Origin of the sequence: Pseudomonas sp. SCB32 (assembly GCF_009189165.1) — a bacterium.
GTDB lineage: Bacteria > Pseudomonadota > Gammaproteobacteria > Pseudomonadales > Pseudomonadaceae > Pseudomonas.
On sequence record NZ_CP045118.1, the window covers coordinates 1511927 to 1537348 of the forward strand.

26 protein-coding genes are annotated in these 25422 nt (G+C 65.3%); 7 read left to right on the top strand and 19 right to left on the bottom strand.

Annotated features, from left to right (window positions below; genetic code table 11):
• Nucleotides 1-42 precede the first annotated feature (42 nt).
• The 4 genes from GA645_RS07020 (at nt 43) to ppnN (ending at nt 4594) form a co-directional block, all read left to right on the top strand.
• A complete protein-coding gene (locus GA645_RS07020) occupies nt 43-1065 on the top strand; it encodes an OmpA family protein (RefSeq protein WP_152221227.1) in 1023 nt (340 codons plus the stop codon).
• A gap of 133 nt (nt 1066-1198) precedes the next feature.
• Entirely contained in the window at nt 1199-2416 is a 1218-nt protein-coding gene (locus tag GA645_RS07025) for an argininosuccinate synthase (RefSeq protein ID WP_152227957.1), read from the top strand.
• 94 nt (nt 2417-2510) lie between these two features.
• The gene (gene gloA, locus GA645_RS07030) at nt 2511-2903 is read left to right on the top strand and encodes a lactoylglutathione lyase (protein ID WP_152221229.1); all 393 of its coding nucleotides are present in this window, start codon (nt 2511-2513) and stop codon (nt 2901-2903) included.
• 296 nt (nt 2904-3199) lie between these two features.
• Nucleotides 3200-4594 (top strand): nucleotide 5'-monophosphate nucleosidase PpnN, encoded by a 1395-nt coding sequence (gene ppnN / locus GA645_RS07035; protein ID WP_152221231.1) that lies wholly within the window; start codon nt 3200-3202, stop codon nt 4592-4594.
• Nucleotides 4595-4890: 296 nt separating this feature from the next.
• On the opposite strand, the gene GA645_RS07040 is transcribed toward ppnN, so the two are convergent.
• From GA645_RS07040 to GA645_RS07085, 10 genes are all read right to left on the bottom strand, one after another.
• On the bottom strand, nt 4891-5073 hold the full coding sequence (locus GA645_RS07040; protein WP_152221233.1) for a PA3496 family putative envelope integrity protein: 183 nt from the start codon (nt 5071-5073) through the stop codon (nt 4891-4893).
• A 107-nt stretch (nt 5074-5180) separates the two neighbouring features.
• A complete protein-coding gene (nth, locus tag GA645_RS07045) occupies nt 5181-5819 on the bottom strand; it encodes an endonuclease III (RefSeq protein WP_152221235.1) in 639 nt (212 codons plus the stop codon).
• Complete coding sequence (locus tag GA645_RS07050; protein ID WP_152221237.1) at nt 5816-6532, bottom strand: electron transport complex subunit E; 717 nt, start codon at nt 6530-6532, stop codon at nt 5816-5818. Before GA645_RS07050 ends, nth begins: the two co-directional genes overlap by 4 nt.
• On the bottom strand, nt 6525-7178 hold the full coding sequence (rsxG, locus tag GA645_RS07055; RefSeq protein WP_152221239.1) for an electron transport complex subunit RsxG: 654 nt from the start codon (nt 7176-7178) through the stop codon (nt 6525-6527). Before rsxG ends, GA645_RS07050 begins: the two co-directional genes overlap by 8 nt.
• Nucleotide 7179: 1 nt before the next feature.
• Nucleotides 7180-8217: an RnfABCDGE type electron transport complex subunit D gene (locus GA645_RS07060; protein ID WP_152221241.1), complete on the bottom strand. Its 1038-nt coding sequence runs from the start codon at nt 8215-8217 to the stop codon at nt 7180-7182.
• Nucleotides 8214-10535 carry an electron transport complex subunit RsxC gene (gene rsxC, locus GA645_RS07065; protein WP_152221243.1) on the bottom strand — a complete coding sequence of 774 codons (2322 nt, stop codon included), beginning with the start codon at nt 10533-10535 and terminating at the stop codon, nt 8214-8216. The genes GA645_RS07060 and rsxC overlap by 4 nt, the downstream gene beginning before the upstream one ends.
• On the bottom strand, nt 10532-11098 hold the full coding sequence (gene rsxB, locus GA645_RS07070) for an electron transport complex subunit RsxB (protein ID WP_152221245.1): 567 nt from the start codon (nt 11096-11098) through the stop codon (nt 10532-10534). The genes rsxC and rsxB overlap by 4 nt, the downstream gene beginning before the upstream one ends.
• Entirely contained in the window at nt 11095-11679 is a 585-nt protein-coding gene (gene rsxA / locus GA645_RS07075; RefSeq protein WP_152221247.1) for an electron transport complex subunit RsxA, read from the bottom strand. The genes rsxB and rsxA overlap by 4 nt, the downstream gene beginning before the upstream one ends.
• Nucleotides 11680-11722: 43 nt before the next feature.
• Nucleotides 11723-12034, bottom strand: coding sequence for a CcdB family protein (locus tag GA645_RS07080; RefSeq protein ID WP_152221249.1), 312 nt, complete (start codon nt 12032-12034; stop codon nt 11723-11725).
• On the bottom strand, nt 12034-12279 hold the full coding sequence (locus tag GA645_RS07085) for a type II toxin-antitoxin system CcdA family antitoxin (protein WP_152221251.1): 246 nt from the start codon (nt 12277-12279) through the stop codon (nt 12034-12036). Before GA645_RS07085 ends, GA645_RS07080 begins: the two co-directional genes overlap by 1 nt.
• 148 nt (nt 12280-12427) lie before the next feature.
• On the opposite strand from GA645_RS07085, the gene GA645_RS07090 reads away from it, so the two are divergent.
• On the top strand, nt 12428-12946 hold the full coding sequence (locus tag GA645_RS07090) for a hypothetical protein (RefSeq protein ID WP_152221253.1): 519 nt from the start codon (nt 12428-12430) through the stop codon (nt 12944-12946).
• Here the strand turns inward: GA645_RS07090 and GA645_RS07095 are convergent.
• The 4 genes from GA645_RS07095 to metG form a co-directional block, all read right to left on the bottom strand.
• Complete coding sequence (locus GA645_RS07095) at nt 12940-13338, bottom strand: DUF350 domain-containing protein (protein WP_152221255.1); 399 nt, start codon at nt 13336-13338, stop codon at nt 12940-12942. The genes GA645_RS07090 and GA645_RS07095 overlap by 7 nt on opposite strands.
• A gap of 10 nt (nt 13339-13348) precedes the next feature.
• The gene (locus tag GA645_RS07100; RefSeq protein WP_152221257.1) at nt 13349-14464 is read right to left on the bottom strand and encodes a glutathionylspermidine synthase family protein; all 1116 of its coding nucleotides are present in this window, start codon (nt 14462-14464) and stop codon (nt 13349-13351) included.
• Nucleotides 14464-14799: a hypothetical protein gene (locus GA645_RS07105; RefSeq protein WP_152221259.1), complete on the bottom strand. Its 336-nt coding sequence runs from the start codon at nt 14797-14799 to the stop codon at nt 14464-14466. The genes GA645_RS07100 and GA645_RS07105 overlap by 1 nt, the downstream gene beginning before the upstream one ends.
• Before the next feature lie 167 nt (nt 14800-14966).
• Nucleotides 14967-17000, bottom strand: coding sequence for a methionine--tRNA ligase (metG, locus tag GA645_RS07110; RefSeq protein ID WP_152221261.1), 2034 nt, complete (start codon nt 16998-17000; stop codon nt 14967-14969).
• Nucleotides 17001-17276: 276 nt separating this feature from the next.
• Here metG and apbC point away from each other — a divergent pair, with 276 nt between their 5' ends.
• Complete coding sequence (apbC, locus tag GA645_RS07115; protein WP_152221263.1) at nt 17277-18371, top strand: iron-sulfur cluster carrier protein ApbC; 1095 nt, start codon at nt 17277-17279, stop codon at nt 18369-18371.
• A gap of 120 nt (nt 18372-18491) precedes the next feature.
• Nucleotides 18492-19058 carry a dCTP deaminase gene (gene dcd / locus GA645_RS07120; protein WP_152221265.1) on the top strand — a complete coding sequence of 189 codons (567 nt, stop codon included), beginning with the start codon at nt 18492-18494 and terminating at the stop codon, nt 19056-19058.
• Nucleotides 19059-19309: 251 nt separating this feature from the next.
• On the opposite strand, the gene GA645_RS07125 is transcribed toward dcd, so the two are convergent.
• The 5 genes from GA645_RS07125 to GA645_RS07145 form a co-directional block, all read right to left on the bottom strand.
• A complete protein-coding gene (locus tag GA645_RS07125) occupies nt 19310-20074 on the bottom strand; it encodes an ABC transporter ATP-binding protein (RefSeq protein ID WP_152221267.1) in 765 nt (254 codons plus the stop codon).
• Between the two features lie 50 nt (nt 20075-20124).
• Complete coding sequence (locus GA645_RS07130) at nt 20125-20838, bottom strand: ABC transporter permease (RefSeq protein ID WP_152221269.1); 714 nt, start codon at nt 20836-20838, stop codon at nt 20125-20127.
• The gene (locus GA645_RS07135; protein ID WP_152221272.1) at nt 20835-21548 is read right to left on the bottom strand and encodes an ABC transporter permease; all 714 of its coding nucleotides are present in this window, start codon (nt 21546-21548) and stop codon (nt 20835-20837) included. Before GA645_RS07135 ends, GA645_RS07130 begins: the two co-directional genes overlap by 4 nt.
• Nucleotides 21549-21625: 77 nt before the next feature.
• Nucleotides 21626-22405, bottom strand: coding sequence for an ABC transporter substrate-binding protein (locus tag GA645_RS07140; protein ID WP_152221274.1), 780 nt, complete (start codon nt 22403-22405; stop codon nt 21626-21628).
• A gap of 336 nt (nt 22406-22741) precedes the next feature.
• Nucleotides 22742-25282, bottom strand: a complete 2541-nt coding sequence (locus GA645_RS07145; RefSeq protein ID WP_152221276.1) for a penicillin acylase family protein — start codon at nt 25280-25282, stop codon at nt 22742-22744.
• Between the last annotated feature and the right edge of the window lie 140 nt (nt 25283-25422).

Sequence of the window (25422 nt, forward strand, 5' to 3'; positions counted from 1 at the left end):
CGATAGATTCGGAGACCCAATCCAGCTTGTGTGGAACGCACCGTGCGCCAGCCAACTCTTCTTCTGCTCGTTCTTTGCGCGAGCCTTCCAGCCTGGGGGCTGACGTTCCAGCCGCGCCTGGAAAGCGCCGAATGGACGGTGGCGGGTGACCAGTTCGAGTGCCGGCTGTCGCAGAACGTGGCGGGCTTTGGCCTGGGCGAGTTCGTCTGGCGTGCCGGCGAGCAGCCGACCTTCCGTCTCAAATCGCAGCAGGGTTGGCTCGGGCGCGGCTCGGCCACGCTGCTGGCGGCGGCGCCACCGTGGCGTCCGGGGCAGGGCGATGTGAACCTGGGTTCGGTGCAGGTCGGTGGCGGCGACGTTCCGTTCAACAGCAGCCAGCAGCAGGCCGGACGCCTGCTCAGCGGCCTGCTGGAAGGCCGCACGCCGGAGGTGCGGCACCACACCCGCGATGGCGATCGCTTGCTGGTGCGCCTGCTGCCGACGCACTTCGCTGCCGGCTACGCGCAGTTCCAGGACTGCTCCACCCGGATGCTGCCGGTGAACTTCGACCAGGTCCGGCAGAGCCAGATCGGCTTCCCGGATGGCGGCACCGAAATCGATGCGCTGGGGCAGGCCAAGCTCGACATCATCCTGCAATACATGAAGGCCGATCCGAGCGTGAACCGTATCGAGCTGGACGGTCACTCCGACAACAGCGGCAATCGCCTGGCCAATCGCGAGGCTTCGCGGCGCCGCGCCGTCGCGGTGATGGAGTACTTCAAGGCCAATGGCGTGCCGGAATCGGAGATCATCGTGCGCTTCTATGGCGAGCGTTATCCGCTGGTGAAGAACAACTCCGCGGCCAACCGGGCGCATAATCGCCGGGTGACTGTGAACCTGTCGCGCGGGCCGGTCCTCGATGAAGCCCCGGTAGAGGCGCCGGTGGCACCCGCCGCATCAGCGCCTGCAACACCTGTCGCGCCTGCCGCAACGGCGCCCGGTGCGCCGGCGAATGCGGCTCCCATTGCGCCTGCCGGCAACGTCGCCTCGCCACCTGCCGCACCTGCTGCCATTCCCAAGGGCTGAGCCTGCGGCAGCGAGTCGCACCGACGATAGAAATTGTCGCTTTGTCATCTAAAGCTGTCGCGCCTCTGTAAATTATGCTGGGCGGGCAGTAGAATCGATCCCTTTCGTGACAACCCCCGTGGAGTTGAGTGGCATGGCGGACGTGAAGAAGGTAGTCCTGGCGTATTCCGGTGGCCTGGACACCTCCGTAATTCTGAAGTGGCTGCAGGATACCTATAACTGTGAAGTGGTGACCTTCACCGCCGACCTGGGTCAGGGCGAGGAGGTCGAGCCGGCCCGCGCCAAGGCCAAGCAGATGGGCGTGAAAGAGGTCTTCATCGAGGACCTGCGAGAAGAGTTCGTCCGCGACTTCGTCTTCCCGATGTTCCGTGCCAACACCGTCTACGAAGGCGAGTACCTGCTGGGTACTTCCATCGCTCGTCCGCTGATCGCCAAGCGCCTGATCGAGATCGCCAACGCCACCGGCGCTGACGCCATCTCCCACGGCGCCACCGGCAAGGGCAACGACCAGGTGCGTTTCGAGCTGGGCGCCTACGCGCTCAAGCCGGGCGTGAAGGTGATTGCTCCCTGGCGCGAGTGGGACCTGCTGTCCCGCGAGAAGCTGATGGACTACGCCGAAGCCCACAACATCCCGATCGAGCGCCACGGCAAGAAGAAATCGCCGTACTCCATGGATGCCAACCTGCTGCACATCTCCTATGAAGGCGGCGTGCTGGAAGACACCTGGACCGAGCACGAAGAAGACATGTGGAAGTGGACCGTCTCCCCGGAGAAGGCCCCTGACGCCGCAACCTACATCGAGCTGACCTACCGCAAGGGCGACATCGTTGCCATCGACGGCAAGGACATGACTCCGGCCCAGGTTCTGACCGAGCTGAACCGCATCGGCGGCGCCAACGGCATCGGCCGTCTCGACATCGTCGAGAACCGCTACGTCGGCATGAAGTCCCGCGGCTGCTACGAGACCCCCGGCGGCACCATCATGCTCAAGGCGCACCGCGCCATCGAGTCGATCACCCTGGACCGCGAAGTCGCTCACCTGAAGGACGAGCTGATGCCGCGCTACGCCAAGCTGATCTACACCGGCTACTGGTGGAGCCCGGAGCGCGAGATGCTCCAGCAGATGATCGATGCCTCCCAGGCGTACGTGAACGGCGTCGTGCGCCTGAAGCTGTACAAGGGCAACGTCACCGTGGTCGGCCGCAAGTCCGACGACTCGCTGTTCGACGCCAACATCGCGACCTTCGAGGAAGATGGTGGTGCCTACAACCAGGCCGATGCCGCGGGCTTCATCAAGCTCAACGCGCTGCGCATGCGTATCGCCGCGAACAAGGGCCGCAAGCTGTTCTGATAAGCTGGTGACCCCGTGACAAGCGAACCCCGGCCACGAGCCGGGGTTCGCGTTTATAGGCCCCGCATCCGGGGCGCCTGATGAGGAAGAATCGATGAGACTGCTGCACACCATGCTGCGCGTCGGCGACCTGGACAAATCCATCGCCTTCTACACCGAAGTCCTGGGCATGACCCTGCTGCGCCGCAAGGATTACCCGGACGGCCAATTCACCCTGGCCTTCGTCGGCTACGGCAGCGAAGACGAGAACAGCGTGATCGAGTTGACCTACAACTGGGGCGTGGACCATTACGAGCTGGGCACCGGCTACGGCCACATCGCCCTGGAAGTGGCCGACGTCTACAAGGCCTGCGAGGACATCCGCTCCCGCGGCGGCAAGATCACCCGCGAGCCGGGCCCGATGAAGCACGGCACCAGCATCCTGGCCTTCGTCGAGGACCCGGACGGCTACAAGATCGAGCTGCTCAGCCCGCAGCGCAAGGACTGACCCTTGCGCTGAACCGAAGTGTCCCTGGAGAAACCCCGCCACCCCGGCGGGGTTTTTCTTTTCGGGCTGTCATCAGAACGACACTGGAGCGTTCATACTCAAGGTGCATCGACGTGGGATGCGTCGATTGCGGAAGCAGTTTCCGCCATTTGCTTGTCAGAGACAGAGGAGCATCGCGCACGGGCCGGATAATCCCCGCTGCGCCGCACCCGATAATGACGACCGATGGACGGCCGCACCGATTTTCCGGATGCCCCGCGCTCTGGCGCCCGGCATCCTTCGTCAAGGAATACAGCATGTCCCCAAGACCGGTAAACAACGCCTCGGTCAGCCCCAAGGGCAGCCTGGAAACCCTCTCTCAACGTGAAGTGCACCAGCTCAGCGAAGCGGGCTCGGGCAGTAGCTACAAGCTCTTCCGCCAATGTGCCCTGGCCATCCTCAACACCGGCACGCAGATCGACAACGCCAAGCACATCCTCGACGCTTACCGCGACTTCGAACTGGAAATCCACCAGCAGGACCGCGGTGTGCGCCTGGAACTGTTCAACGCGCCGGCCGACGCCTTTGTCGACGGCGAGATGATCGCCAGCACCCGCGAGATGCTGTTCAGCGCCCTGCGCGACATCGTCTACACCCAGAACGAACTGAACAGCCGGCGCTTCGACCTGGACAGCTCGGCCGGTATCACCGACTACGTCTTCCACCTGCTGCGCAATGCCCGCGCCCTGCACGCCGGCGTCGAGCCGAAGATCGTCGTGTGCTGGGGCGGTCACTCCATCAGCACCAACGAATACAAGTACACCAAGAAGGTCGGTCACGAACTGGGCCTGCGCAGCCTGGACGTCTGCACCGGTTGCGGCCCGGGCGTGATGAAGGGCCCGATGAAGGGAGCCACCATCGGCCACGCCAAGCAGCGCAACACCAAGGGTCGCTACCTGGGCCTGACCGAGCCGGGGATCATCGCCGCCGAGGCGCCGAACCCCATCGTCAACGAACTGGTGATCCTGCCGGACATCGAGAAGCGCCTGGAAGCCTTCGTCCGCGTTGGCCACGGTATCGTCGTATTCCCTGGCGGCGTCGGCACGGCGGAGGAGTTCCTCTACCTGCTGGGCATCCTCATGCATCCGGATAACCAGGACATGCCGTTCCCGGTGGTGCTCACCGGCCCGCGCAGTGCTGCGGCCTACATCGAACAGCTGCACGCCTTCGTCGGCGCGACCCTGGGCGAAGCGGCACAGCGCCGCTACACCATCGTCATCGACGATCCGGTGCGGGTGGCGCGGGAGATGAGCGAGGGACTGCGGCAGGTCAAGCAGTTCCGCCGCGAGCGCAACGACGCCTACCACTTCAATTGGCTGCTGAGGATCGAGGAAGGCTTCCAGCGGCCGTTCGAGCCGAGCCACGAGAACATGGCGAGCCTGGATCTCAGCCGCGAGGTGCCGCCCCATGCGCTGGCGGCGAACCTGCGCCGGGCGTTCTCCGGCATCGTCGCCGGCAACGTGAAGGACAAGGGCATCCGCATGATCGAGGAGTTCGGTCCCTACGAGATCCACGGCGATGCCGCCATCATGGAGCCGCTGGATGCGCTGCTGCAGGCCTTCGTCGAGCAGCACCGGATGAAGCTACCGGGCGGCGCGGCCTACGAGCCGTGCTATCGGGTGGTGCAGCGCAGTCCGGCAATGGCCGTCTGACTGTCATGGAGCCGCCTTGTAGGAGCAACTGTCTTTTGGGCTCCCGCGTTCGCGGGAATGACGGGGGTGAGATTCGCGTTCCTCCGGGTCATCCCCGCGAACGCGGGACGCGGCTCCATCGCGAACAGCGCTTGCGCTGGCCCGAAGGGGCATCACCCAGAAAACAATGTAGAGCGTGCCATGCCCGCGATCGCGCGCACGGCGCGCTCCTACCCAGGCGCCAACAAAAAGCCCCGCTAGGATGCGGGGCTTTTTCATACGGGCTTTACGTTCAGGGCTTACATTCAGGAGCAGGCTTACAGATCGAAATCGTAATCGGACAGCTGGCGTTGCAGGCGACGCTCTTCGAGATAGTTGTCGATGATGCGGCGCTTGGTCAGGTTGGTCTTGGCGACCTCTGCCGAGGCTTCGGCGTTGTCATCGCTCTCGTCTGTGCTGACATCGTCCTCGAGTTCGAGGTCTTCTTTGTCGTTTGCCATTCGGTGCACTCCACAACACGGGGTGTGTTGGCGCCCCTTATATCGACAAAGGACCGGACGGTAAAAAAGATTTTTTCAATCAGTCCTACGGATTTTTCCGATAACACTCAATCGTCCGAAGTCTTGTGCTTGTACTCGCACAGGTCTTCGATCCGGCAACTGCCGCACTGAGGCTTGCGCGCCTTGCAAACGTAGCGACCGTGCAGGATCAGCCAGTGGTGGGCATCGAGCAGATACTCCTTGGGGACGAACTTCAGGAGCTTCTTCTCGACTTCCAGCACATTCTTGCCCGGCGCTATCCCAGTACGGTTGGCGACACGGAAAATGTGGGTGTCCACGGCCATCGCCGGCTGTCGGAAAGCCGTGTTGAGCACCACGTTGGCGGTCTTGCGGCCCACGCCGGGCAGGGCCTCCAGGTCCTCGCGATTGTCCGGCACCTGGCTGCCGTGCTTTTCGATGAGGATGCGGCAGGTCTCGATGGTGTTCTTTGCCTTGCTGTTGTACAGGCCGATGGTCTTGATGTACTCCGACAGCCCCTCCACGCCCAGGGCATAGATGGCTTCCGGGGTATTGGCCACCGGGTAGAGCTTGGCGGTGGCCTTGTTCACCCCGACGTCGGTGGCCTGGGCGGAGAGCAGCACCGCGATGAGCAGCTCGAAGGGCGTGCTGTAGGCCAGTTCGGTCTCGGGGTTGGGATTGTCTTCTTTCAGTCGGCGGAAAATCTCCGCGCGCTTGGCGGCATTCATTCAATCACTCCGGTCACACGGACACGTTGACGCTCGGGTGCGGGTACGTCGCCCGCCTGCGACCTGGCGCGTTCCGCCAGGCTTTCATCGATACGGTTCTTCAATGCGATCAGCAGGCCCAGCACCAGGAAGGCGCCGGGCGGCAGGATGGCCAGCAGGAAACCCTGGTAGTTGGCGAACAGCTGGATTTTCCAGGCCGCCGCCGCCGGGCCGAACAGCAGGTTCATGCCGGCCAGCAGGGTGCCGTGGCCAAGCAGTTCGCGCACCGTGCCCACGGCCAGCAGCACCAGGGCGAAGCCTGCGCCCATCATCAGGCCGTCGAAGGCCGAGCGGGCCACGCTGTGGCGCGAGGCGAAGGCCTCGACGCGGCCGAGGATCACGCAGTTGGTGGTGATCAGTGGGATGAAGATGCCGAGTATCTGGTACAGCTCAAAGGTCCAGGCCTGCATCAGCAGTTCGATGCAGGTGGTCAGTGCGGCGATGATCAGGACGAAGGCGGGCAGGCGCACGGCTTCGCTCACCGAGCCACGAATCAGTGCCACCGCCGCGTTGGAGCAGGCCAGCACGAAGATGGTGGCAAGGCCCAGGCCAAGGGCGTTGACCATGGAGTTGCTGGTGCCCAGCAATGGGCACAGGCCCAGCAGTTGGACCAGGCCCGGATTGTTCTTCCACAGGCCCTGCAGAGCCAGTTCGCGGTAGCCCGGATCACTCATGGTTGTCTCCTGCGGCCGGTTGCGCGGCGGGCGCGAGCAGCTCGGCCTTGTGCGCGTCGAAGTATTGCAGTGCCTTGTGCGTGGCCTTGACCACGGCGCGCGGCGTAACGGTGGCGCCGGCGAACTGGTCAAACTGGCCGCCGTCCTTCTTCACCTTCCAGCCGGCATCGTCCGGAACGGTCAGCGAGCGGCCGTCGAATCCGTGCAGCCAGTTGCTCTTGCCCAGCTCGATCTTGTCGCCCAGCCCCGGGGTTTCCTTGTGGGCTACCACCCGCACACCGAGCAGGCGGCCTTCGGCGGTCACACCCACCAGTAGCTGGATGGCGCCGCTGTAGCCGTCTGGCGCGGTGGCCTGGAGTATCACCGCCGTGGCCTGGCCCTGGCGGCGCGCGACGAAGGCCGGCGCCGGTTCGTTGCGACCAAGCAGCTTGGGGTCGAAGGCTTCGACCGGGCTGTCCAGCGGATGGTTGTCATAGCTGCCCGCCGGCAACAGTTCCAGCAGGGCGCGGCCGCGCGCCTCGCGCTGGGCGTCCGCGATGCGCTGCGCGGTGAACTGGTGGACCAGCGCCACCACGCCCACCGTGACCACGGCGAACAGGCCGAGCACCAGGGCGTTCTTCAGCATCGAGCGGTTGGCCCCGGACATGTCAGTCCCCCACCTTGAAGCCGCGCTCGGGCTTCTTGTGCCCATAGGTGCGCGGGCGCGTGTAGTAGTCGATGGTCGGCGCGGCGAGGTTCATCAGCAGGACGGCGAAGGCCACGCCGTCCGGGTAGCCGCCCCAGGCACGGATCACATAGGTCAGCACGCCGACGCCGATGCCGAATACCAGGCGGCCACGATTGCTGGTGGCGCCGGAGACCGGGTCGGTGACGATAAAGAAGGCCCCTAGCATGGTCGCGCCGCTGAACAGATGCAGCAGAGGGGAGCCGTGGGAGTCGGAACCGGAGCCGTTCCAGAACAGCAGGCCCATGACGAACAGCGCGCCGAGCATGCCCACCGGGGCGTGCCAGGTGAACAGCTTGCGCCAGAGCAGGAACAGCCCGCCGGCAAGGAATGCCAGGTTGACCAGCTCCACGCCGCGCCCGCCGATATGGCCGAAGGCGCTGGATTGCGTGGCCATTTCGTCCATGGTCAGGCTGTTGTTGTTGCGCACCACGTCCAGCACGGTGGCGCCCACCCAGGCGTCCGGCGCCTGGGCAGCGAAGCCGAAGATCTGCCGCAGCCCTTCGCCTATGCCCAGGGTGCTGTCCGGCGATGGCCATTGGCTCATTTGCAGCGGGAAGGACACCAGCACCACCACGTAGCCGACCATGGCCGGGTTGAACGGGTTCTGCCCCAGGCCGCCGTACAGGTGCTTGCCGAACACCAGGGCGAAGACCGTGGCGACCAGGCTCAGCCACCAGGGCGCATAGGGCGGCAGGGCGAGGGCCAGCAGTACGCCGGTGACCAGTGCGCTGCCGTCGCGGAGGAATAAGCCCAGCGGACGGTTGCGCAGCTTGAGCATCGCTGCCTCAGTGGCCAAGGCAATCAGGCTGCACCAGAGCAGGTTGAACAGGGTGCCGATGCCGTACAGACCGATCAGCACCAGGGCGCCCGGTGCGCAGGCGGCCAGCAGGGTCAGCATGACCTTCTGCGTGCGATTGCTGCCGGTAGCGTGGGGCGAGGTGATTCGGGGCAGCTTCATCGGGATTCCTCACCACCGACATCGGCGACGGCGCGTTCGGCCGCCAGCAGGCGGGCATGGGCGCTGGCCAGGGCATCGTCGCCGGCGCCTTCGCGTTCGAGTTTCTTCAGGTCGGCGCGGGCATGGGCCAGTTCGGTCTTGGCCGCGCGCAGCGCGGCGCTGACCGGGCGTTTGTCGGTGCGTACCAGCTCCGGCGGCGCCTTGCCGCTGGCGTCTTCGGCGGCGTGCAGGGCCTGTTCGGCTTCCGCCAGGGTCTTGCGAACGGCGTTCAGTTCTTCTTCGGAGGCGCCATCGCGCTCGGCCTGACGCAGTGCGTCGCGCTGGGCCACGTAATGCTGCTTGGCTTGGCGCAAGGCGAGCACGCCGTCAGTCGGCTCGCTGGTATGCGGGGCCGGGGCGGCGGATTGCAGTTCACTCAAGCGGTGTTCGATGCGCTCCACGTCCTCACGCAGGGAGGTGAGGGTGGCGTGTTGTTCGTCCGTGGGCGACTCGCCGAAGGCCTTCTCGGATTTCTTCAGCTGGGCGCGGGCCATGGCGGCGTCGATCTTGGCTTTCTTCAGTGCGGCCTCGTTGTCGAGCGTCGGTGCAGCGGGAGCCGGTGCGGCGCTCGCATTCGATTCTTCAGCGGCGGCCAGTGCAGCCTTGGCCTGTTCGGCGGCGCTGCGCAGTTCGGCGACCTGGACGTGCAGCTGTTCGGTGTCGTGGGTGGCGAGCTGCTTCTCGGCCTTCTTCAGCGCGACCTGGGCCATGCTGGCGTCGATCTTCAGCCGCTTGAGCTGGTCCGGCGCATTGCCCACGGCTTTCTCGGATTTCACCCGCTCGATGATGGAATGCGCGGCGGGGGCGGCCGGCTCGGGCTTGGCCTCGTCCTCCTGCACCCGCGCGGCACGCTCCTGGCGGGCCAGGCGCTCGGCGGCGCGTTGTTCTTCCTCACGGCGCAGGCGGTCCTGGCGCTGCTCGAAGCGCAGGCGCGACTGCTCGGCCTTCAGCTGGCGCTGTTGCAGCTCGCGGATATCGGCCTTGGCCGCGCGGTAGTACTGCACCAGCGGGATGCTCGACGGGCAGACGTAGGCACAGGCGCCGCACTCGATGCAGTCGAAGAGGTTGTGCGCCTGCAACTGCTCGTGCTCCGCGCCGAGGGCGAAGTAGTGCAGCTGCTGGGGCAGCAGGCTGGCGGGGCAGACCTGGGCGCAGTCGCCACAACGAATGCACGGCATGGCCGGCGGCGCGGGCGGCAGTTCCGCGCTACTTGCGGCCAGCAGGCAGTTGCTGGTCTTGATCAGGGGCACGTCGAGCGAGGGCAGGCTGACGCCCATCAGCGGTCCGCCGAGGATCAGCCGCTCCAGTTTCGAGCGGTCGAGGCCGGCGAAATCCAGCAGCTCGCCCACCGGCGTGCCGAGCAGCGCCTCGACGTTGCACGGACGCTCCAGTGCGGCGCCGGTCAGGGTGGTGATCCGCGAGATCAGCGGGCGTCCGCGCAGCACGGCGTCGGCCACGGCCACGGCGGTGCCGACGTTCACGCAGAGCATGCCGATGTCCGCCGGCAGCCCGCCGGAGGGGACTTCGCGGCCGGTGAGAATCTGGATCAGCTGGCGTTCGCCACCCGAGGGATATTTGGTCGGAATCGCCCGCAGCCTGACCTTCCGCTCGCCGATGGCGGCCTGTACGGCGGCCAGGGCCTCGGGCTTGTTGTCTTCGATGCCGATCAGCACCTGCTCCGGCTGCAGGATGTGCACGAGGATGTCGATGCCCTGCACCAGTTCCACTGCGCGTTCGCGCATCAGCAAATCGTCGGCGCTGATGTAGGGCTCGCACTCGGCGCCGTTGATGATCAGGGTATGCAGGTCGTCCTGCGGGCGCGTGGCCAGTTTGGCGGCGGTGGGGAAGCCGGCGCCGCCAAGCCCGGCGATGCCGGCGTGGCGGATGCGTTCCAGCAGTTCGACCCCGGAGAGGGACGCGTACTCGGCGCAGGGGTGGAGCGCAGTCCATTCATCCTGGCCGTCGCAGTCGATGACGATGGCCTGCGCTGTCAGCCCGGACGCGTGGGGATAAGGCTGCTCGCCCAGCGCGATGACGGTGCCGGAGGTAGGCGCATGCAGGGCGGCGCTGATGGCGCTGCCCGGCTCGGCGATCAACTGGCCCTTGAGTACGCGCTGGCCGACTTCGACGCAGGGCAGGGCGGCTGCTCCGATGTGCTGCTGCAGGGGCAACACCAGCAGGTGCGGCAGTGGCGACCGCTGGATTGGCATCGTAGTGGATTGCTGCTTGTTTTCCGGTGGATGGATGCCGCCGGGGAAGCTCCAGGCTTGTGCATTCATGCCGCCTGCTCCCGATCACTGGCGATCAGCCGGGTATCCGGCAGCGGCCATTTCCAGTCGGTGACGCGCACCGGCAGTTCGCGCATCTCGATGCAGTCCACCGGGCAGGGCTCCAGGCACAGGTCGCAACCGGTGCATTCATCGATGATCACCGTATGCATCAGCTTGGCCGCACCGACGATGGCGTCCACCGGGCAGGCGCGGATGCACTTGGTGCAGCCGATACACTCGGCCTCGCGGATGTAGGCCACGCGCGGCGGGGTTTCCGCGACGGCGTCCAGCGGCTGCGGCTCGACGTCCAGCAGGTTGGCGAGGGCGGCGATGGTGGCCGCGCCGCCGGGCGGGCATTTGTTGATCGGGTCGCCGTCGGCGATGGCCTGGGCGTAGGGTTTGCAGCCGGCGTAGCCGCACTGGCCGCACTGGGTCTGCGGCAGCAGGGCATTGATCTGTTCGGCCACCGGGTCGCCTTCCACTTTCAGGCGCACCGCCGCATAGCCCAGCAGTGCGCCACTGGCGAGGCAGAGCAGGGCGACGATGGCGACGGCGAGCAACACCGCGCTCATGGCTTGAGCAGCCCGGTGAAGCCCATGAAGGCCAGCGACATCAGGCCGGCGGTGATCATGCCGATGGCCGCGCCCTGGAACGGCTTGGGCACGTCGGCGAGGGCGATGCGCTCGCGCATGGCGGCGAACAGCACCAGCACCAGGGAGAAGCCCAGCCCGGCGCCGAAACCCTGGAAGGTGGACTGCAGGAAGCCGTACTCCGGCCTGTTGGCATTGAGCAGCGCCACGCCCAGGACGATGCAGTTGGTGGTGATCAGTGGCAGGAAGATGCCCAGCACGCGGTACAGGAGCGGGCTGCTCTTCTTCACCAGCAGCTCGGTGAACTGCACCACCACGGCGATCACCAGAATGAAGCCGATGGTGCGCAGGAACTCCAGGTCCAGCGGCTGCAGCACGTAGCGCTGCAGGATGTAGCTGCACACCGAGGCCAGGGTGAGAACGAAGGTGGTGGCCAGGGACAGGCCGATGGCGGTCTCGATCTTGCGCGACACACCCATGAAGGGGCACAGGCCGAGGAACTGCACCAGCACGAAGTTGTTGACCAGGATGGCGCTGACCAGGATCAGGGCGAGTTCGGTCATGACTGGACTCCGGTGGACCGGCGTAAGCGGAGGTGGTTCATGCTCAGATCCCGGTGATCAGCAGGTCGATGGCGGCGATGATCTCCAGACGCAGATGCGCCAGGCTGCCCACCGGCTCGCCCAGTTCGCGGCGGGCGATGCCGGCCATTTGCGGGGTCAGCAGCAGGAGTTTCTCTTCGCCCACAGTCACCTCCGGCATCAGCCGGTTGATGCCGGCCAGCCCCTTGCCACGGCTCAGCGGGATCACCATGCGCGTGCTCAGTGAGGCCAGCAGGTCGCTCTGCACGTCCAGCAATAGCGGGATCGCCTCCCGCGTGCGTGGGTTGGTATTGCGGTAGAGGTCGAACTGCTTCATCAGAAGCTCCGCATCCCGTCACTGAAGATGGCGGCTTCCTCGACATGTTGATTGTAGGCTTCGATCGCCTCGCGGTTCTGTTCCAGCCAGCGCTGGCTCAGGCGCTCCTTCACCACATCGGCCAGCGCTTCTTCCAGCACGGCGGAGAGGTTCACATCCAGTTCGCGGGCCTGTTTCAGCAGGTCGCTGTTGAGGCTCAGGTTGGTGGCTTTCTTCGGTGCTTGAGGGTCGTAGGTCGTGTGCATGGGCACCTCCACGGCGGATGCGCATAGATTATGCGCATGGGTCTGAAGGAGCAATCTCCAGGGTCCGTAAATCGGTTGCGGTGCCGGGGCTGGCGGGGGGAATATCTGCGGCTGCCGAATTCAGTCAGTTCCCGTCACGGAAGTCTCCATGCCCAGAACCCTCACCGCTCTCTGTCTGCTGCTCACCAGCGGCCTGGCCAGCGCCGCGCCGTTCACCCCCGCCGACCTGGTCGTCTGGCCGCGCATGAGCGTCGCCGACTTCGCCTGCCTGCTGGAGCAACACACCGGCCAGGCCGATGCGCAGTTCAGCTGCGCCGCCAGCAAGAAGCTGAGCAACTGGGGCGATGCCTGCCACGATACGGACCTCAGCTATGCCGGCCCGCAGTTGCCGGAAGCCCTGGTGCGCCAGCTCGATCCGCGTATTTCGGAGGTGGAACTGGACTGGGAATACGGTCACCTGCAATCGGTCAACGTCACCTTCGACAGGATCATGACGCCTGAGGAAGTGGCGGGCATTTTCCCGGACGTGAACCTGGACGACCCCACCTCACAGGCAAACCTGAGCAGCGCCTCTTTGCAGGACTGCGCGGCGGACAGCTCCTGCCTGTATCTGGAGGGCTTCGAGCATATGGGCGGTGGGGACGTCGACTGCGAGCAGCCTCAGTAGGTCATGCAGGCGGCGTTGAGCAACCCTACGCACAGCGAGGCGCCGCCGAGGAAAACGCCGTGGGCCAGGGTGTTGCTGGCGATGCCGTCCTTGAGCTCCGGCACCAGGCGTGACAGGCCGAGGAAAACCAGTACCTGCACCAGCATGGCGATCACGCCCCAGACCAGCATGTCGATCAGGCTGACGCTGTGGGCAATGGCGCTGGAGAGCGGCAGGGCGAAGCCGATCAGGGTGCCGACCAGCGCGACAGCGGCGCTGATGTTGCCCTGGCGGATCAGCTGGATTTCCGCGTAGGGCGTCAGGCGGATGTAGAGACTGGTGAACAGGCCGAACAGCCCGACGGCCGCGGCGAAATAGGCGAGGAAGTTGGGCAGGGTCTGCAGCAGGTTCATGGCGGATCCTTCAGACGAAATAGTGGGGAACGAAGCGGCTGCTGTCGCGGGTGATGGCGCTGGCGTCTTCGCGGATGCCCAGGCCCGCGGCCTGGCCGTCGATCACCCAGCAGCCGAGCACGGCGTAATTGCCGTCGTGGTTGGCCAGCGGTGCGTAGCCCTGGTAGATGCAGGGTGCGTCGGCGTGGGGGCCGTCGCTTTCCAGCTGCAGGTCGCCGGCGACGATGCGGATGTTCTCGCCCTCGCGGGAATACAGCGGCTTGCGCACGTAGGCGCCGGGGATGTCCTGGCGATAGCTGGCCGGCAGCAGGTTGGGATGCTTCGGGTTGAGCTTCCAGAGGATCGGCAGCATGGCCTTGCTCGACATCAGCAGCTTCCACGCCGGCTCCAGGAAGCGGATGCCGCTGCGTTCCAGGTGCTCGGCGAAGCTGTCCTGCAGCAGCCACTCCCACGGGTAGAGCTTGAAGCAGTGGCGGATGTCCTGCTCGTACTGGTCGATGAAGGTGCCGCGCGCCGCGTGGTGGCCGATGAATTCCACCGGCAGGTAGCGCGTTGCAAGGCCGGCCTGGTGCGCGGTGTCGAGCAGATAGAGGACGTTGCCGGTGTCTTCCTCGTGGCCGTCGATGGCAGTGAAGTGCAGCGTGCCGTCCGGCGCGATGGCCTTCCAGCGCGCGATCAGCTTCTCGTGCAGCGAGTTGAACTGGTCGGCGGCCGGGTTCACCTCGTTCAGCCACTGCCATTGCACCACGCTGGCCTCCAGCAGGCCGGTGGGGGTGTCGGCGTTGTACTCCAGCATCTTCGGCTGGCCTTCGCCGCTCCAGGCGAAGTCGAAGCGGCCGTAAAGGCTCGGGTCCTGGCGGTTCCAGGAACGGATGATTTCCTCGCGGGCGCCCGGCGGCAGGTGGAAGGGTTCGAAGTGTCCGGTGCGGATCACCCACTCGACGCATTCCAGGTAGCGCTGGTGCAGGTCCTCGCTGGCGGCCTCCAGCGTCTCGATCTGTTCGAGGCTGAATTCGTAGGCCACTGACTCGTCCCAGTAGAGGCCGTCGATGCTGTGGAAGGTGAAGCCGACCGCTTCGCAGCGCTCACGCCAGTTCGCGCGGGGCTCGACATGCAGGCGGCGCATCAGCCGCCTCCGGAGAAACGGGCGCCGGAATGGCCAAAGCCGCCCCGGGTGACCAGTTGGCGCGACTGCACCTGGTAGGTTTGCGCGGTCTTCGGACGCGAACCATCCTCGTAGCTTGGCCCGCGATAGCGGCCGGAGCCGAAGCTGGAGCCTCCGGAGCCGCCGCTGCTGCTGCCGCCGGACTCGGGCTCGCAGGCGTTGGGCGTGGCGCCCCAGTCCTTCAGGCAGTCCTCGCGGTTGGCGTAGAGGTCGCGGTACACCGGGTTGTGGTGCAGCACGCTGTACAGCACCCCGCCGGTGAGCAGGGTGGTGAAGACGAGATTGGATTTCTTCATGGTCGGGCGCCCAGGGCGCTGCGGGGAAGCAGCGTCGGCAGTTCCTTGCGCGTGCGTTGAGTCCTTGAGGGGGCGAATCTAGCGATTATCCAGCGCAGGCCAGTGTGATGCCTGTCGCACACGAAAACGCCGGCGAATGGCCGGCGTTCTCGGGGCGGGTCGCGGAGTTACTTGACGCGCTGGCCGGGCTTGGCGCCGCTGTCCGGGCTCAGCAGGTAGATCTCTTCACCGCCGGGGCCGGCCGCCAGGACCATGCCTTCGGAGATGCCGAACTTCATCTTGCGCGGGGCCAGGTTGGCCACGTACAGGGTCAGACGGCCTTCGAGCTGGCTCGGGTCTGGGTAGGCGCTCTTGATGCCGGAGAACACGTTGCGCTTCTCGTCGCCGATGTCCAGGGACAGGCGCAGCAGCTTGTCGGCGCCCTCGACGAACTCGCACTTCTCGATCAGCGCGATGCGCAGGTCGACGGCGGCGAAGGCGTCGAAGTTGATCTCCGCGGCCAGCGGGTCCTTGGTCAGTTCGCCGTTGCCGGCGGGCTTGTTGGCGGCGGCGAGGTCTTCCTTGGAGGCTTCGATCATGGCTTCAATTTTCGCGGGTTCGATACGGGTCATCAGCGGGTTGAACGGATTCAGTTGGTGGTTGGCCAGCAGCTGCTCGTGGTCGGCCCACTTGAGCGGGGCGACGTTGAGGAAGGCTTCGGCGGCTTCGGCCAGCTTCGGCAGCACCGGCTTGAGGAAGATCACCAGCTGGCGGAACAGGTTCACGCCCAGGGCGCAGATGGCCTGCACTTCGTCCTGCTTGCCTTCCTGCTTGTTCAGCGACCAGGGGGCCTTGTCGGCGATCCAGGCGTTGGCCTGGTCAGCCAGGGCCATGATTTCGCGCATGGCGCGGCCGAAGTCACGGGCTTCGTAGGCGGCGGCGATGCTCGGGGCGGCACTGCGGAAGGCTTCGGCCAGCTCCGGCGCGGGATTGGCGTCCACCAGCAGGCCGTTGTTGCCCTTGTGGATGAAACCGGCGCAACGGCTGGCGATGTTGACCACCTTGCCGACTAGGTCGGAGTTGACCTTCTGCACGAAGTCCTCGAGGTTCAGGTCGAGGTCGTCCACGCCACGGCCCAGCTTCGAGGCGTAGTAGTAGCGCAGGTATTCCGGGTCCAGGTGGTCCAGGTAGGTGCGCGCCTTGACGAAGGTGCCGCGCGACTTGGACATCTTCTGGCCGTTGACGGTCAGGTAGCCATGCACGTTCACCGCGGTCGGCTTGCGGTAGCCGGCGCCTTCGAGCATGGCCGGCCAGAACAGCGCGTGGAAGTTGACGATGTCCTTGCCGATGAAATGGTACAGCTCGGCGTCGGAGCCCTGATTCCAGTAGGAATCGAAGTCCAGCTCCGGGCGACGTGCGCAGAGGTTCTTGAAGCTGGCCATGTAGCCGATCGGCGCGTCCAGCCAGACGTAGAAGTACTTGCCCGGGGCGTCGGGAATCTCGAAGCCGAAGTAGGGCGCGTCACGGGAGATGTCCCACTCCTGCAGGCCGGAGTCCAGCCACTCGGCGATCTTGTTGGCCACCGAGTCCTGCAGGGTACCGCTGCGGGTCCACTGCTGCAGCATGGCCTGGAAGTCAGGCAGCTTGAAGAAGTAGTGCAGCGATTCCTTGAGCACCGGAGTGGCGCCGGAGATCGCCGATTTCGGGTCCTTCAGCTCGGTGGGCGAGTAGGTCGCGCCGCAGGCTTCGCAGTTGTCGCCGTACTGGTCGGCGGTGCCGCACTTGGGGCAGGTGCCCTTGATGAAGCGGTCGGCCAGGAACATCTGCTTTTCCGGGTCGAAGTACTGCGTCACCGGGCGGGTGGCGATGTGGCCGGCTTCGCGCAGCTTGAGGTAGATGGCCGAGGACAGCTCGCGGTTCTCTTCCGAGTGGGTCGAGTGGTAGTTGTCGAAGTCGACCATGAAGTCGGCGAAGTCGGCCATGTGCTCGGCGCGCACGCCGTCGATCAGTTGCTCGGAGGTGATGCCTTCGCGCTCGGCGCGCAGCATGATGGCCGAGCCGTGGGCGTCGTCCGCGCACACGTACACCGCCTGGTTGCCACGCATCTTCTGGAAACGCACCCAGATGTCGGTCTGGATGTATTCCAGCATGTGACCCAGGTGGATCGAACCGTTGGCGTAGGGCAGGGCGCTGGTGACGAGAATCTTGCGGGCTTCGGACATGATGATCGGCCGTGACGGAAAAACGAGGGAAGTCGGCAACTATATAGGGACGTGGCTGATTTTTCACCCGTGTGCCGCTTGGCTGTAAGGGTGGATGCCTCTGCGGCACATGGGCGCAGGGCTGTTCGCGAGCAAGCTCGCTCCTGCGAAGAGCATGCCCCCTGTAGGAGCGAGCTTGCTCGCGAACCCGGTTTACCACCGATGATGCCAAGCAAGGCGGCGGCGAGAGGCGTAATATGCCCGCCTATTCTGCTCAGTCTTTCATCGGGAGTACCCATGGGCGCCGTCAACCGAGCCACGGTGGAAAACCTTCTCCGCCAGATCAACGACCCTCACACCGGCCAGAACCTGATGGACGCCGGCTACCTGCGCGAGCTGGATATCCAGGGTGGGCGCGTCTCGCTGACCCTGGAGCTGGGCTACGCGGCGGGCCTGTTCAAGAACGGCCTGGCGCAGACCGTGCAGATGGCCCTGGAAGCGCTGGACGGCGTCGACTCGGCTCAGGTCAAGGTGGAAACCCACATCGCCGCGCACAAGGCCCAGGCCCAGGTGCCGGGCATGAGCAACGTCAAGAACATCATCGCCGTGGCTTCCGGCAAGGGCGGCGTGGGCAAGTCCACCACCGCTGCGAACCTCGCTCTGGCACTGGCCCGCGAAGGTGCCAAGGTCGGCATCCTCGATGCCGACATCTATGGCCCGAGCCAGGGCATCATGTTCGGAATCCCCGAAGGCACCCGGCCGAAGATCCGCGACCAGAAGTGGTTCATCCCGCTGGAGTCCCACGGCGTCGAGGTCATGTCCATGGCCTTCCTCACCGACGACAACACCCCGGTGGTCTGGCGCGGCCCGATGGTTTCCGGCGCGCTGATCCAGCTGATCACCCAGACCGCCTGGAACGACCTGGATTACCTGGTCATCGACATGCCGCCGGGCACCGGCGACATCCAGCTGACCCTGGCGCAGAAAGTCCCGGTGGCCGGCTCGGTGATCGTCACTACCCCGCAGGACCTGGCCCTGCTCGACGCCAAGAAAGGTGTGGAGATGTTCCGCAAGGTCAACATCCCGGTGCTGGGCGTGGTGGAGAACATGGCGGTGCACATCTGCTCCAACTGCGGCCATGCCGAGCACCTGTTCGGCGAAGGCGGCGGCGAGAAGCTGGCGGCGCAGTACGGCGTGGAGCTGCTGGCCTCGCTGCCGCTGTCGATGGCCATCCGCATGCAGGCCGATGGCGGCAAGCCCACGGTGGTTGCCGACCCGGAAAGCCAGCTGGCGATGATCTACCAGGAAATGGCCCGCTGCGTGGGCGCGCGCATCGCCCTGAGCGAGAAGGCCGCTCCGGCCATGCCGAACATCTCGATCAGCGACGACTGACGGCTGTCGAGCTCCCGGATTGTGGGAGCGACAACCCACCGCCCGGCGCGCCCCTTTGCCGGGCGGTGCGCCTGCCGGTAAGATTCGCGTTTCTTTTTCAACAGCTACGGGACGCCCGCCATGACCATCAAATCGGACAAGTGGATTCGCCGCATGGCTCTGGAGCACGGCATGATCGAGCCGTTCGTCGAGCGCCAGATTCGCGGTGCCGATGACAGCCGGGTGATCTCCTACGGTGTCTCCAGCTACGGCTACGACGTGCGCTGCGCCGCCGAATTCAAGGTATTCACCAACATCCATTCGGCCGTGGTCGACCCGAAGAACTTCGACGAGAAGAGCTTCGTGGACATCAACAGCGACGTCTGCATCATTCCGCCGAACTCCTTCGCCCTGGCCCGTACCGTCGAGTACTTCCGCATCCCGCGCGACGTGCTGACCATCTGCCTGGGCAAGAGCACCTACGCGCGCTGCGGCATCATCGTCAACGTCACCCCGCTGGAACCGGAGTGGGAAGGCCACGTGACCCTGGAGTTCTCCAACACCACCAACCTGCCGGCGAAGATCTACGCCCATGAAGGCGTGGCGCAGATGCTGTTCCTGCAGTCGGACGAGGCTTGCGAAGTGTCGTACAAGGACCGTGGTGGCAAGTATCAGGGCCAGAGGGGCGTGACCCTGCCGAAGGCCTGATCCTTCTGCTATGAGCAAAAAAACCGGGCTCGGGCCCGGTTTTTTGTTGCCTGTGATTGGTTCCGGGAATCACATTCCCCAGTCCTGGCAGGCCGGTGATCGTAGGGGCGGACTCCGTCCGCGATGTTCCTGCGCTCGGGCCATCGCAGGCATGGCCAGCTCCTACGGTCCTTCGTCACCCCGTAGCCTCTGAGTCGCTTGCGACTCTTGTAGGGACTGCCGACCGGATCGCGGATACCAGAGCGTGGCGGTTATTTCAGATTACCGCTGAGGAACTGTCGCAGCCGCTCGCTCTTCGGCTTGCCGAGCACCTCCTGCGGCGGGCCCTGCTCCTCGACGCGGCCCTGGTGGAGGAACAGTACCTGGCTGGACACCTCGCGGGCGAAGGCCATTTCGTGGGTTACCAGGATCATGGTGCGACCTTCCTCGGCCAGCGCCTTGATGACCTTGAGCACCTCGCCGACCAGTTCCGGGTCGAGCGCCGAGGTGGGTTCGTCGAACAGCATGATTTCCGGCTCCATCGCCAGCGCACGGGCGATGGCCACGCGCTGCTGCTGGCCGCCGGAGAGGAAGGCCGGGTACTTGTCGACCACCTGCGCCGGCAGGCCGACCTTGCTCAGGTAGCTGCGTGCGCGGTCCTCGGCCTCCTTGCGCTCCACGCCCAGTACCCGGCGCGGCGCGAGGGTAACGTTCTCCAGCACGGTCATGTGGCTCCACAGGTTGAAGTGCTGGAACACCATCGCCAGCCGCGTGCGGATGCGTTGCAGTTGCGCCGGGTCGGCGACGCGCATGCCGCCGTGGCCGGGCAGCATCCGTACTTCCTCGCCGTCGAGGATCATCCTGCCCTCGTCGGGTTGTTCGAGGAAGTTGATGCAGCGCAGGAAGGTGCTTTTGCCCGAGCCGCTGGCGCCGATCATGCTCACCACGTCGCCGGTCTTGGTTTCCAGGGATACGCCCTTGAGGACTTCGTTGTCGCCGTAGCGCTTGTGCAGGGACTCGATCTTCAGTGTGGTCATGCGGGCCTCAGGAGTGCGGTACGGGGGCGGCGTCGAGTGCGGTGCGGGGCTTAGCCATGGCTGGGACCCAGGAAGGCCAGCCAGCGCCGCTCGGCCAGGCGGAACAGTCCGACCAGGGTGAAGGAGGTCACCAGGTAGAGCATCGCGGCGATGCCGAAGGACTGGAAGGACAGGAAGGTCGCGGCGTTGGCGTCGCGGGCGATCTTCATCATGTCTGGCACGGTGGCGGTGAAGGCCACGGTGGTGGAGTGCAGCATGAGGATCACTTCGTTGCTGTAGTACGGCAGCGCGCGGCGCAGCGCCGAGGGCATGATCACGTAGCGGTACAGCCGCCAGCCGCTCAGGCCGTAGGCGTGCGCTGCCTCGACTTCGCCGTGGGCGATGTTGCGGATGGCGCCGGCGAAGATTTCCGTGGTGTAGGCGCAGGTGTTCAGGGCGAAGGCCAGCAGGGTGCAGTTCAGGCCGTTGCGGAAGAAGGCGTCGAGCACCGGTTGTTCGCGTACCGCCGCCAGGCTGTAGATGCCCGTGTAGCAGACCAGCAGCTGGATATACAGCGGCGTGCCGCGGAACACGTAGGTGTAGAACTGCACCGGCCAGCGCGCCAGCGGGTTGCGCGAGACGCGGGCGATGGACAGGGGAATGGCGAAGGTGAAGCCGAAGGCGATGGACACCACCAGCAGCCAGAGCGTCATGGCCAGGCCAGTGATGTGATAGCCGTCGGTCCAGAGGAAGGCTTTGCCGTATTGCTGCAGCAACTCGATCATCGCAGGGCCTCGCGCACGCCGATGGCATAACGGCGCTCAAGGGCGTTGAGCACGAAGTTGGACAGGGTGGTGAAGGCCAGGTAGATCAATGCGGCCACGATCAGGAAGAAGAACAGCCGGTAGCTGCTCTTGCCGGCGTCCTGCGCGGCGCGGACCACGTCGGACAGGCCGATGATGGAGACCAGCGCGGTGGACTTGATCAGCACCATCCAGTTGTTGCCCAGCCCTGGCAGGGCGAAGCGCATCAACTGCGGGAAGAGCACGAAGCGGAAACGCTGTGCCCGGCTCAGGCCATAGGCGCTGGCCGCTTCCAGCTGGCCGCGCGGCACCGCGAGGATGGCGCCGCGGAAGGTTTCGGTGAAGTAGGCGCCGTAGATGAAGCCCAGGGTGATGATGCCGGCGCTGAAGGGGTCGATCTCGATGTACTCCCAACCCATGTAGTCGGTGAGATCGGCCAGCCAGGTCTGCAGGCTGTAGAAGATCAGCAGCATCAGCACCAGGTCGGGTACGCCGCGGATCAGCGTGGTGTACAGGGTGGCCGGGATGCGCAGCAGTTTGCTGCCGGAGAGCTTGGCGCTGGCGCCGATCAGGCCGAGCAGGACCGACAGCAGCAATGAGCAGATCGACAGTTTGACGGTCATCCAGGTGCCATCCAGCAGGATTGACCCGTAGCCCTTGAGACTGATGGATTCGAGGATTTCCTGGAGCATGCGCTGAGCGCTCCCGTGATGCGGACGTTGCCGTAACGGGCCCGCCCCGACCGCAGGGGCGGGCGTGCTGGGGTGGATCAGTCGTGGTAGATGTCGAGGTCGCCGAAGTATTTCTTCTGCAGCTTGTCGTAGGTGCCGTCGGCGTGGATGGCCTTGATGCCCTTGTTCAGCATCTCGCGTAGCTCATCGTTGCCCTTGCGCACGCCGATGGCGATGTCCGCCGGCATCAGCGGGTCGTGCACCGGCTTGCTGATCTCGAAGGCCTTGCCCTGGTCGGTGGTGAGGAAGCCCTGTTCGGCCTGCAGCATGTCCTGCAGCGAGGCGTCGAGGCGACCGGAGACCAGGTCGGAGTAAACCTGATCCTGGTTCTGGTAACTCTTCACGTTGACCCCGGCCGGTTCCAGCTTGGTCTTGGCGAAGGTCTCCTGGATGGTGCCTTGCTCCACGCCTACGGTCTTGCCCTTGAGCGAGTCGGCGGTGGCCTGAAGGCCACCGCCCTTCTTGCTGATCATCGCCGAGGGGCCGGTGAAGAGTTTCTCGGTGAAGTCGATTTCCTTCTTGCGTGCCTCGGTGACTGTCATCGAGGAGATCACGCCGTCGAATTTGCGCGCTTTCAGGCCCGGGATCATGCCGTCGAAGTCGTTGGGCATCCACACGCACTTGACCTTCAGGTGCTCGCAGATGGCGTTGCCCAGGTCAATGTCGAAGCCGACCAGGCTACCGTCCGGGGCTTTGGACTCGAAGGGTGCGTAGGAAGGGTCGGTGGCGAAGCGGATCTCTTTCCACTCCTTGGCTTGCAGGGCGCCGGCGCTGGCCATCAGGACCAGGGCGGAGAGGGTCAACCAGGCTTTTTTCATCGAATGGAATCCTTTGAGGTTGGTCGAGCAGGCGGAATGAACGGGAACACCTGTGCAACAGCGCAAGGACAGCAATTTTCGAACCAGACTTGGGGCCGCGAACGCCAGCGATAGGAAAAGGACGACGGACGCGCTCCTGCAAAAGGTATAGCAGCGGCAACCCCGCCGTGCGCACCCGGTTGGGGCAAGGGAGTGAGGCGTCGGGTAACAGAGTGGTGCGCGGGTGGGGAAACGGACGGGAAAAAAGAAAGGCACCCGAAGGTGCCTGAAAATGATCATGGAGTAAGTCGACAGTTAGGAGTCGACGCGGCGCGCGAAAGTTCCCGCGCCGGCGGATTATTTTTGCGGGATCAACGTCAGGCGCTTGGTGCCGTATACCCGATCGAGGTTCTGCGACTGGAAGGGGAAGCTCATGTAGTTGCCCTTCAGCCAGGCATCGATGCCGTCGGCATAGTGCGGGCTGGCCGGGTTGCCGGACTGGCCGCTGCTGTTGACGCCGATCATCGGCTCGCTCTGACCGAAGTCGACGACGATGCGCATCGCCGGGATCAGCCAGGTGTCGAAGTCCTGTCCCCAGTGGTACGCCGAGACGTTCAGCGTCGTGTGATCGCCGCCGGCCGGGTACGGACCACGGTCCAGGTAGCCCTTGATCGCGCTCAGGCTGGCACGCTCGCTGGCACTCAGGTTCGGCGCCATCTTGGTGCTGTCGCTGACCCACTCGTAGGTGTGCAGCTTGCCCCACTGCCAGGCATTGCGGTCGCTGCCCATCTTCTGCTCGCAGAAGGCGGTGGCGGCGGCCAGGCTGCGGGCGAGGATGGTCGGCTTGTCTTCCTTCTGTGGGGTACGGATGTCGTCCCAGAACGGGCTGTCGTCGCGCCCCAGCAGGTGGTCGGCCTGGGCCGAGTAGGAGAGGTTGGCGTTCTCCACGAAGGCCTTCCAGGCCGGGCTGTCTTCCGGGCCTAGTTCGTCGAGGAAGATCTGCTTGGTGCTTTCCTGCAGGAACGCCTCGTACAGGGCCGCGTCGGAGGACGTGGCGGAGAGCTTGCCGTCGAACGCCATGATCCGGTCGAGCGCTTCGCGGGCACGGGCACGCTGGTCGGCGGGCAGGGCGTCGATGGCCTGCTTCAGCGGTTGCGTCATGCCCGGCGCGTCCAGCATCGCCTGCAGCTTGCCGGCGAAGGTCGTGGTCTGGTCGTACTGCATGGCGATCATGCTGCGGTAGTCGTGGCTCTTGCTGGCGCTGGCGAGCTGGGCGATGCGCTCGTAGCGCTCCGGGTAGTACCAGGAGCTGGACAGCTGCGCGCCGTAGCCTGGCGGCACGGTCCGGTGGTTGGCGGTGCCCAGCCAGCCCTGCGCCGGGTCCTGGTCGGACGGGTGCAGGATCGGATCGGCGTAGCCATCCCAGTCGTAGCGGCCGTCCCAGCCGGGCGAGGGCAGCAGGCCGCGGCCTTCCTTGCGGTTGGGGAAGCGCCCGGTGACCTGCCAGCCGATGTGCTTCTCGTCGGCGAACACGATGTTCAGCGCCATGGCCCGGACGTCGCGGGTGGCGTCGAAAGCCTGCTCGACGTTCTTCGCGCGGGACAGGTCGAAGAAGGCATCGAGGGTGCGGTCGGACTCGCCCTGGATGCTCTTGTAGGCGATGCCATAGCCGCTGGACAGCGGCAGCGGCTGCAGATCGTGCTTGCGCTCGCCCAGGGCGCTGTTGAGCAGCGGGCCGTGGCGGGTTTCGTAGATGGTTTCGCGGACCGGACTCTGGCCCTTGACGAAGAAGGTCTCGTTGCGTTCGGTGGCTGGTTTCCACTGGCCGTCGGCGAGGTAGTAGAGCTTGCTGCCCTGGCGCTTCACCTGCTCCAGGAAGAGGTCCTGGTTGTCGCCCATGACCATGGTCATGCCCCAGGCCAGCTTGCCGTTGAAGCCGGCGACCACGCCCGGTACGCCAGCGATGGAGACGCCAGCGGCGCTGAATTTCGGCGAGCGGATCTGCACGTAGTTCCACACCGAAGGCATGGACAGTGGCAGGTGGGTGTCATTGGCCAGGATGCTCTTGCCGCTGCGACTGCGCTGCGGGGCGATGGCCCAGTTGTTGGAGGCGGCGACGCCCATCATCTGCAGTGCGGCGACCTGGCCGGCGGCGCGGTCCAAGGCGTCGAGGCCGGCGATCCTGCCGTCCAGGCGCAGGCCCTTGAGCTTCTCGGCTTCATCGAAGGGCAGCGGCTCGTCCGGGTAGATCGGCGTCAGCCAGGGCAGCTTGTCGGCGCCGACTTTCTGCGCGATGACCAGCGAGGCGATCTCTTCCTGCAGGTTCACTGCCAGGCCGAAGTTCAGCAGGCTGAAGACCAGAGCGGAGTCTTCCGGCTTCCAGTACTCGGGGTGGTAGCCCGATTCGGCGAGGTCCATCGGCAGCTTGTCGCGGTAGCGGTACAGGTAGGCGTTGACGCCGCGCGCATAGGTCTCGAAGAAGCGCTTGAGGCGCGGCGAGGCGCCGGCGTAGAGCGCATCCGCGGCCTTCTTCAGGTTCACCGTGCGCATGAAACGGTCGGTTTCCAGCGCGCCGGGGCCGACCATTTCCGACAACCTCCCCTGAGCCATCAGGCGCAGGCCGACCATCTGGCTTATACGGTCGCTTGCGTGCACATAGCCCAGGGTGAACAGCGCGTCGTGGAAGTTGCTGCTCTCGATCAGCGGCATTCCCAGGCTGTTGCGGCGGACCGATACGTTGTCCGCCAGGCCCTTGATCGGCTGCACGCCGGTGGTCGGCGTCACGCTGTCGGCGTAGTGGTCGTTCAGCCAGCTCTGGCAGCCGGCAAGGCTGACGGCGGCGCTTAAGGTGGCGGCAAGGCCGAAGCTGGGAAGCCGGCGGAAGGCTCGCGGGGCCATGAAGATGTGCTCCTGCACGAAAGGGGTCGCGGGAAAGGCGCTACGTTAGTGAGGCGGTGATGACCGCGCAAGCCACGCGCGGCGGGATTTGCGGCTGCCGATGGATAGTTTGGTCGGATAGCAGAAGGCCCGCACTGGGC

Excerpts from the sequence above, each read along its gene's own strand:
- GA645_RS07025 (WP_152227957.1), top strand. The coding sequence starts at position 1,199 with ATGGCGGACGTGAAGAAGGTAGTCCTGGCGTATTCCGGTGGCCTGGAC.
- GA645_RS07140 (WP_152221274.1), bottom strand. The coding sequence starts at position 22,405 with ATGAAAAAAGCCTGGTTGACCCTCTCCGCCCTGGTCCTGATGGCCAGC.
- GA645_RS07080 (WP_152221249.1), bottom strand. The coding sequence starts at position 12,034 with ATGAAGCAGTTCGACCTCTACCGCAATACCAACCCACGCACGCGGGAG.
- GA645_RS07135 (WP_152221272.1), bottom strand. The coding sequence starts at position 21,548 with ATGCTCCAGGAAATCCTCGAATCCATCAGTCTCAAGGGCTACGGGTCA.
- GA645_RS07100 (WP_152221257.1), bottom strand. The coding sequence starts at position 14,464 with ATGCGCCGCCTGCATGTCGAGCCCCGCGCGAACTGGCGTGAGCGCTGC.
- GA645_RS07060 (WP_152221241.1), bottom strand. The coding sequence starts at position 8,217 with ATGAAGCTGCCCCGAATCACCTCGCCCCACGCTACCGGCAGCAATCGC.
- rsxC (WP_152221243.1), bottom strand. The coding sequence starts at position 10,535 with ATGAATGCACAAGCCTGGAGCTTCCCCGGCGGCATCCATCCACCGGAA.
- dcd (WP_152221265.1), top strand. The coding sequence starts at position 18,492 with ATGACCATCAAATCGGACAAGTGGATTCGCCGCATGGCTCTGGAGCAC.
- rsxG (WP_152221239.1), bottom strand. The coding sequence starts at position 7,178 with ATGTCCGGGGCCAACCGCTCGATGCTGAAGAACGCCCTGGTGCTCGGC.
- rsxB (WP_152221245.1), bottom strand. The coding sequence starts at position 11,098 with ATGAGCGCGGTGTTGCTCGCCGTCGCCATCGTCGCCCTGCTCTGCCTC.
- GA645_RS07105 (WP_152221259.1), bottom strand. The coding sequence starts at position 14,799 with ATGAAGAAATCCAATCTCGTCTTCACCACCCTGCTCACCGGCGGGGTG.
- rsxA (WP_152221247.1), bottom strand. The coding sequence starts at position 11,679 with ATGACCGAACTCGCCCTGATCCTGGTCAGCGCCATCCTGGTCAACAAC.
- GA645_RS07130 (WP_152221269.1), bottom strand. The coding sequence starts at position 20,838 with ATGATCGAGTTGCTGCAGCAATACGGCAAAGCCTTCCTCTGGACCGAC.
- ppnN (WP_152221231.1), top strand. The coding sequence starts at position 3,200 with ATGTCCCCAAGACCGGTAAACAACGCCTCGGTCAGCCCCAAGGGCAGC.
- GA645_RS07085 (WP_152221251.1), bottom strand. The coding sequence starts at position 12,279 with ATGCACACGACCTACGACCCTCAAGCACCGAAGAAAGCCACCAACCTG.
- apbC (WP_152221263.1), top strand. The coding sequence starts at position 17,277 with ATGGGCGCCGTCAACCGAGCCACGGTGGAAAACCTTCTCCGCCAGATC.
- nth (WP_152221235.1), bottom strand. The coding sequence starts at position 5,819 with ATGAATGCCGCCAAGCGCGCGGAGATTTTCCGCCGACTGAAAGAAGAC.
- GA645_RS07090 (WP_152221253.1), top strand. The coding sequence starts at position 12,428 with ATGCCCAGAACCCTCACCGCTCTCTGTCTGCTGCTCACCAGCGGCCTG.
- GA645_RS07095 (WP_152221255.1), bottom strand. The coding sequence starts at position 13,338 with ATGAACCTGCTGCAGACCCTGCCCAACTTCCTCGCCTATTTCGCCGCG.
- GA645_RS07040 (WP_152221233.1), bottom strand. The coding sequence starts at position 5,073 with ATGGCAAACGACAAAGAAGACCTCGAACTCGAGGACGATGTCAGCACA.
- metG (WP_152221261.1), bottom strand. The coding sequence starts at position 17,000 with ATGTCCGAAGCCCGCAAGATTCTCGTCACCAGCGCCCTGCCCTACGCC.
- gloA (WP_152221229.1), top strand. The coding sequence starts at position 2,511 with ATGAGACTGCTGCACACCATGCTGCGCGTCGGCGACCTGGACAAATCC.
- GA645_RS07050 (WP_152221237.1), bottom strand. The coding sequence starts at position 6,532 with ATGAGTGATCCGGGCTACCGCGAACTGGCTCTGCAGGGCCTGTGGAAG.
- GA645_RS07145 (WP_152221276.1), bottom strand. The coding sequence starts at position 25,282 with ATGGCCCCGCGAGCCTTCCGCCGGCTTCCCAGCTTCGGCCTTGCCGCC.
- GA645_RS07125 (WP_152221267.1), bottom strand. The coding sequence starts at position 20,074 with ATGACCACACTGAAGATCGAGTCCCTGCACAAGCGCTACGGCGACAAC.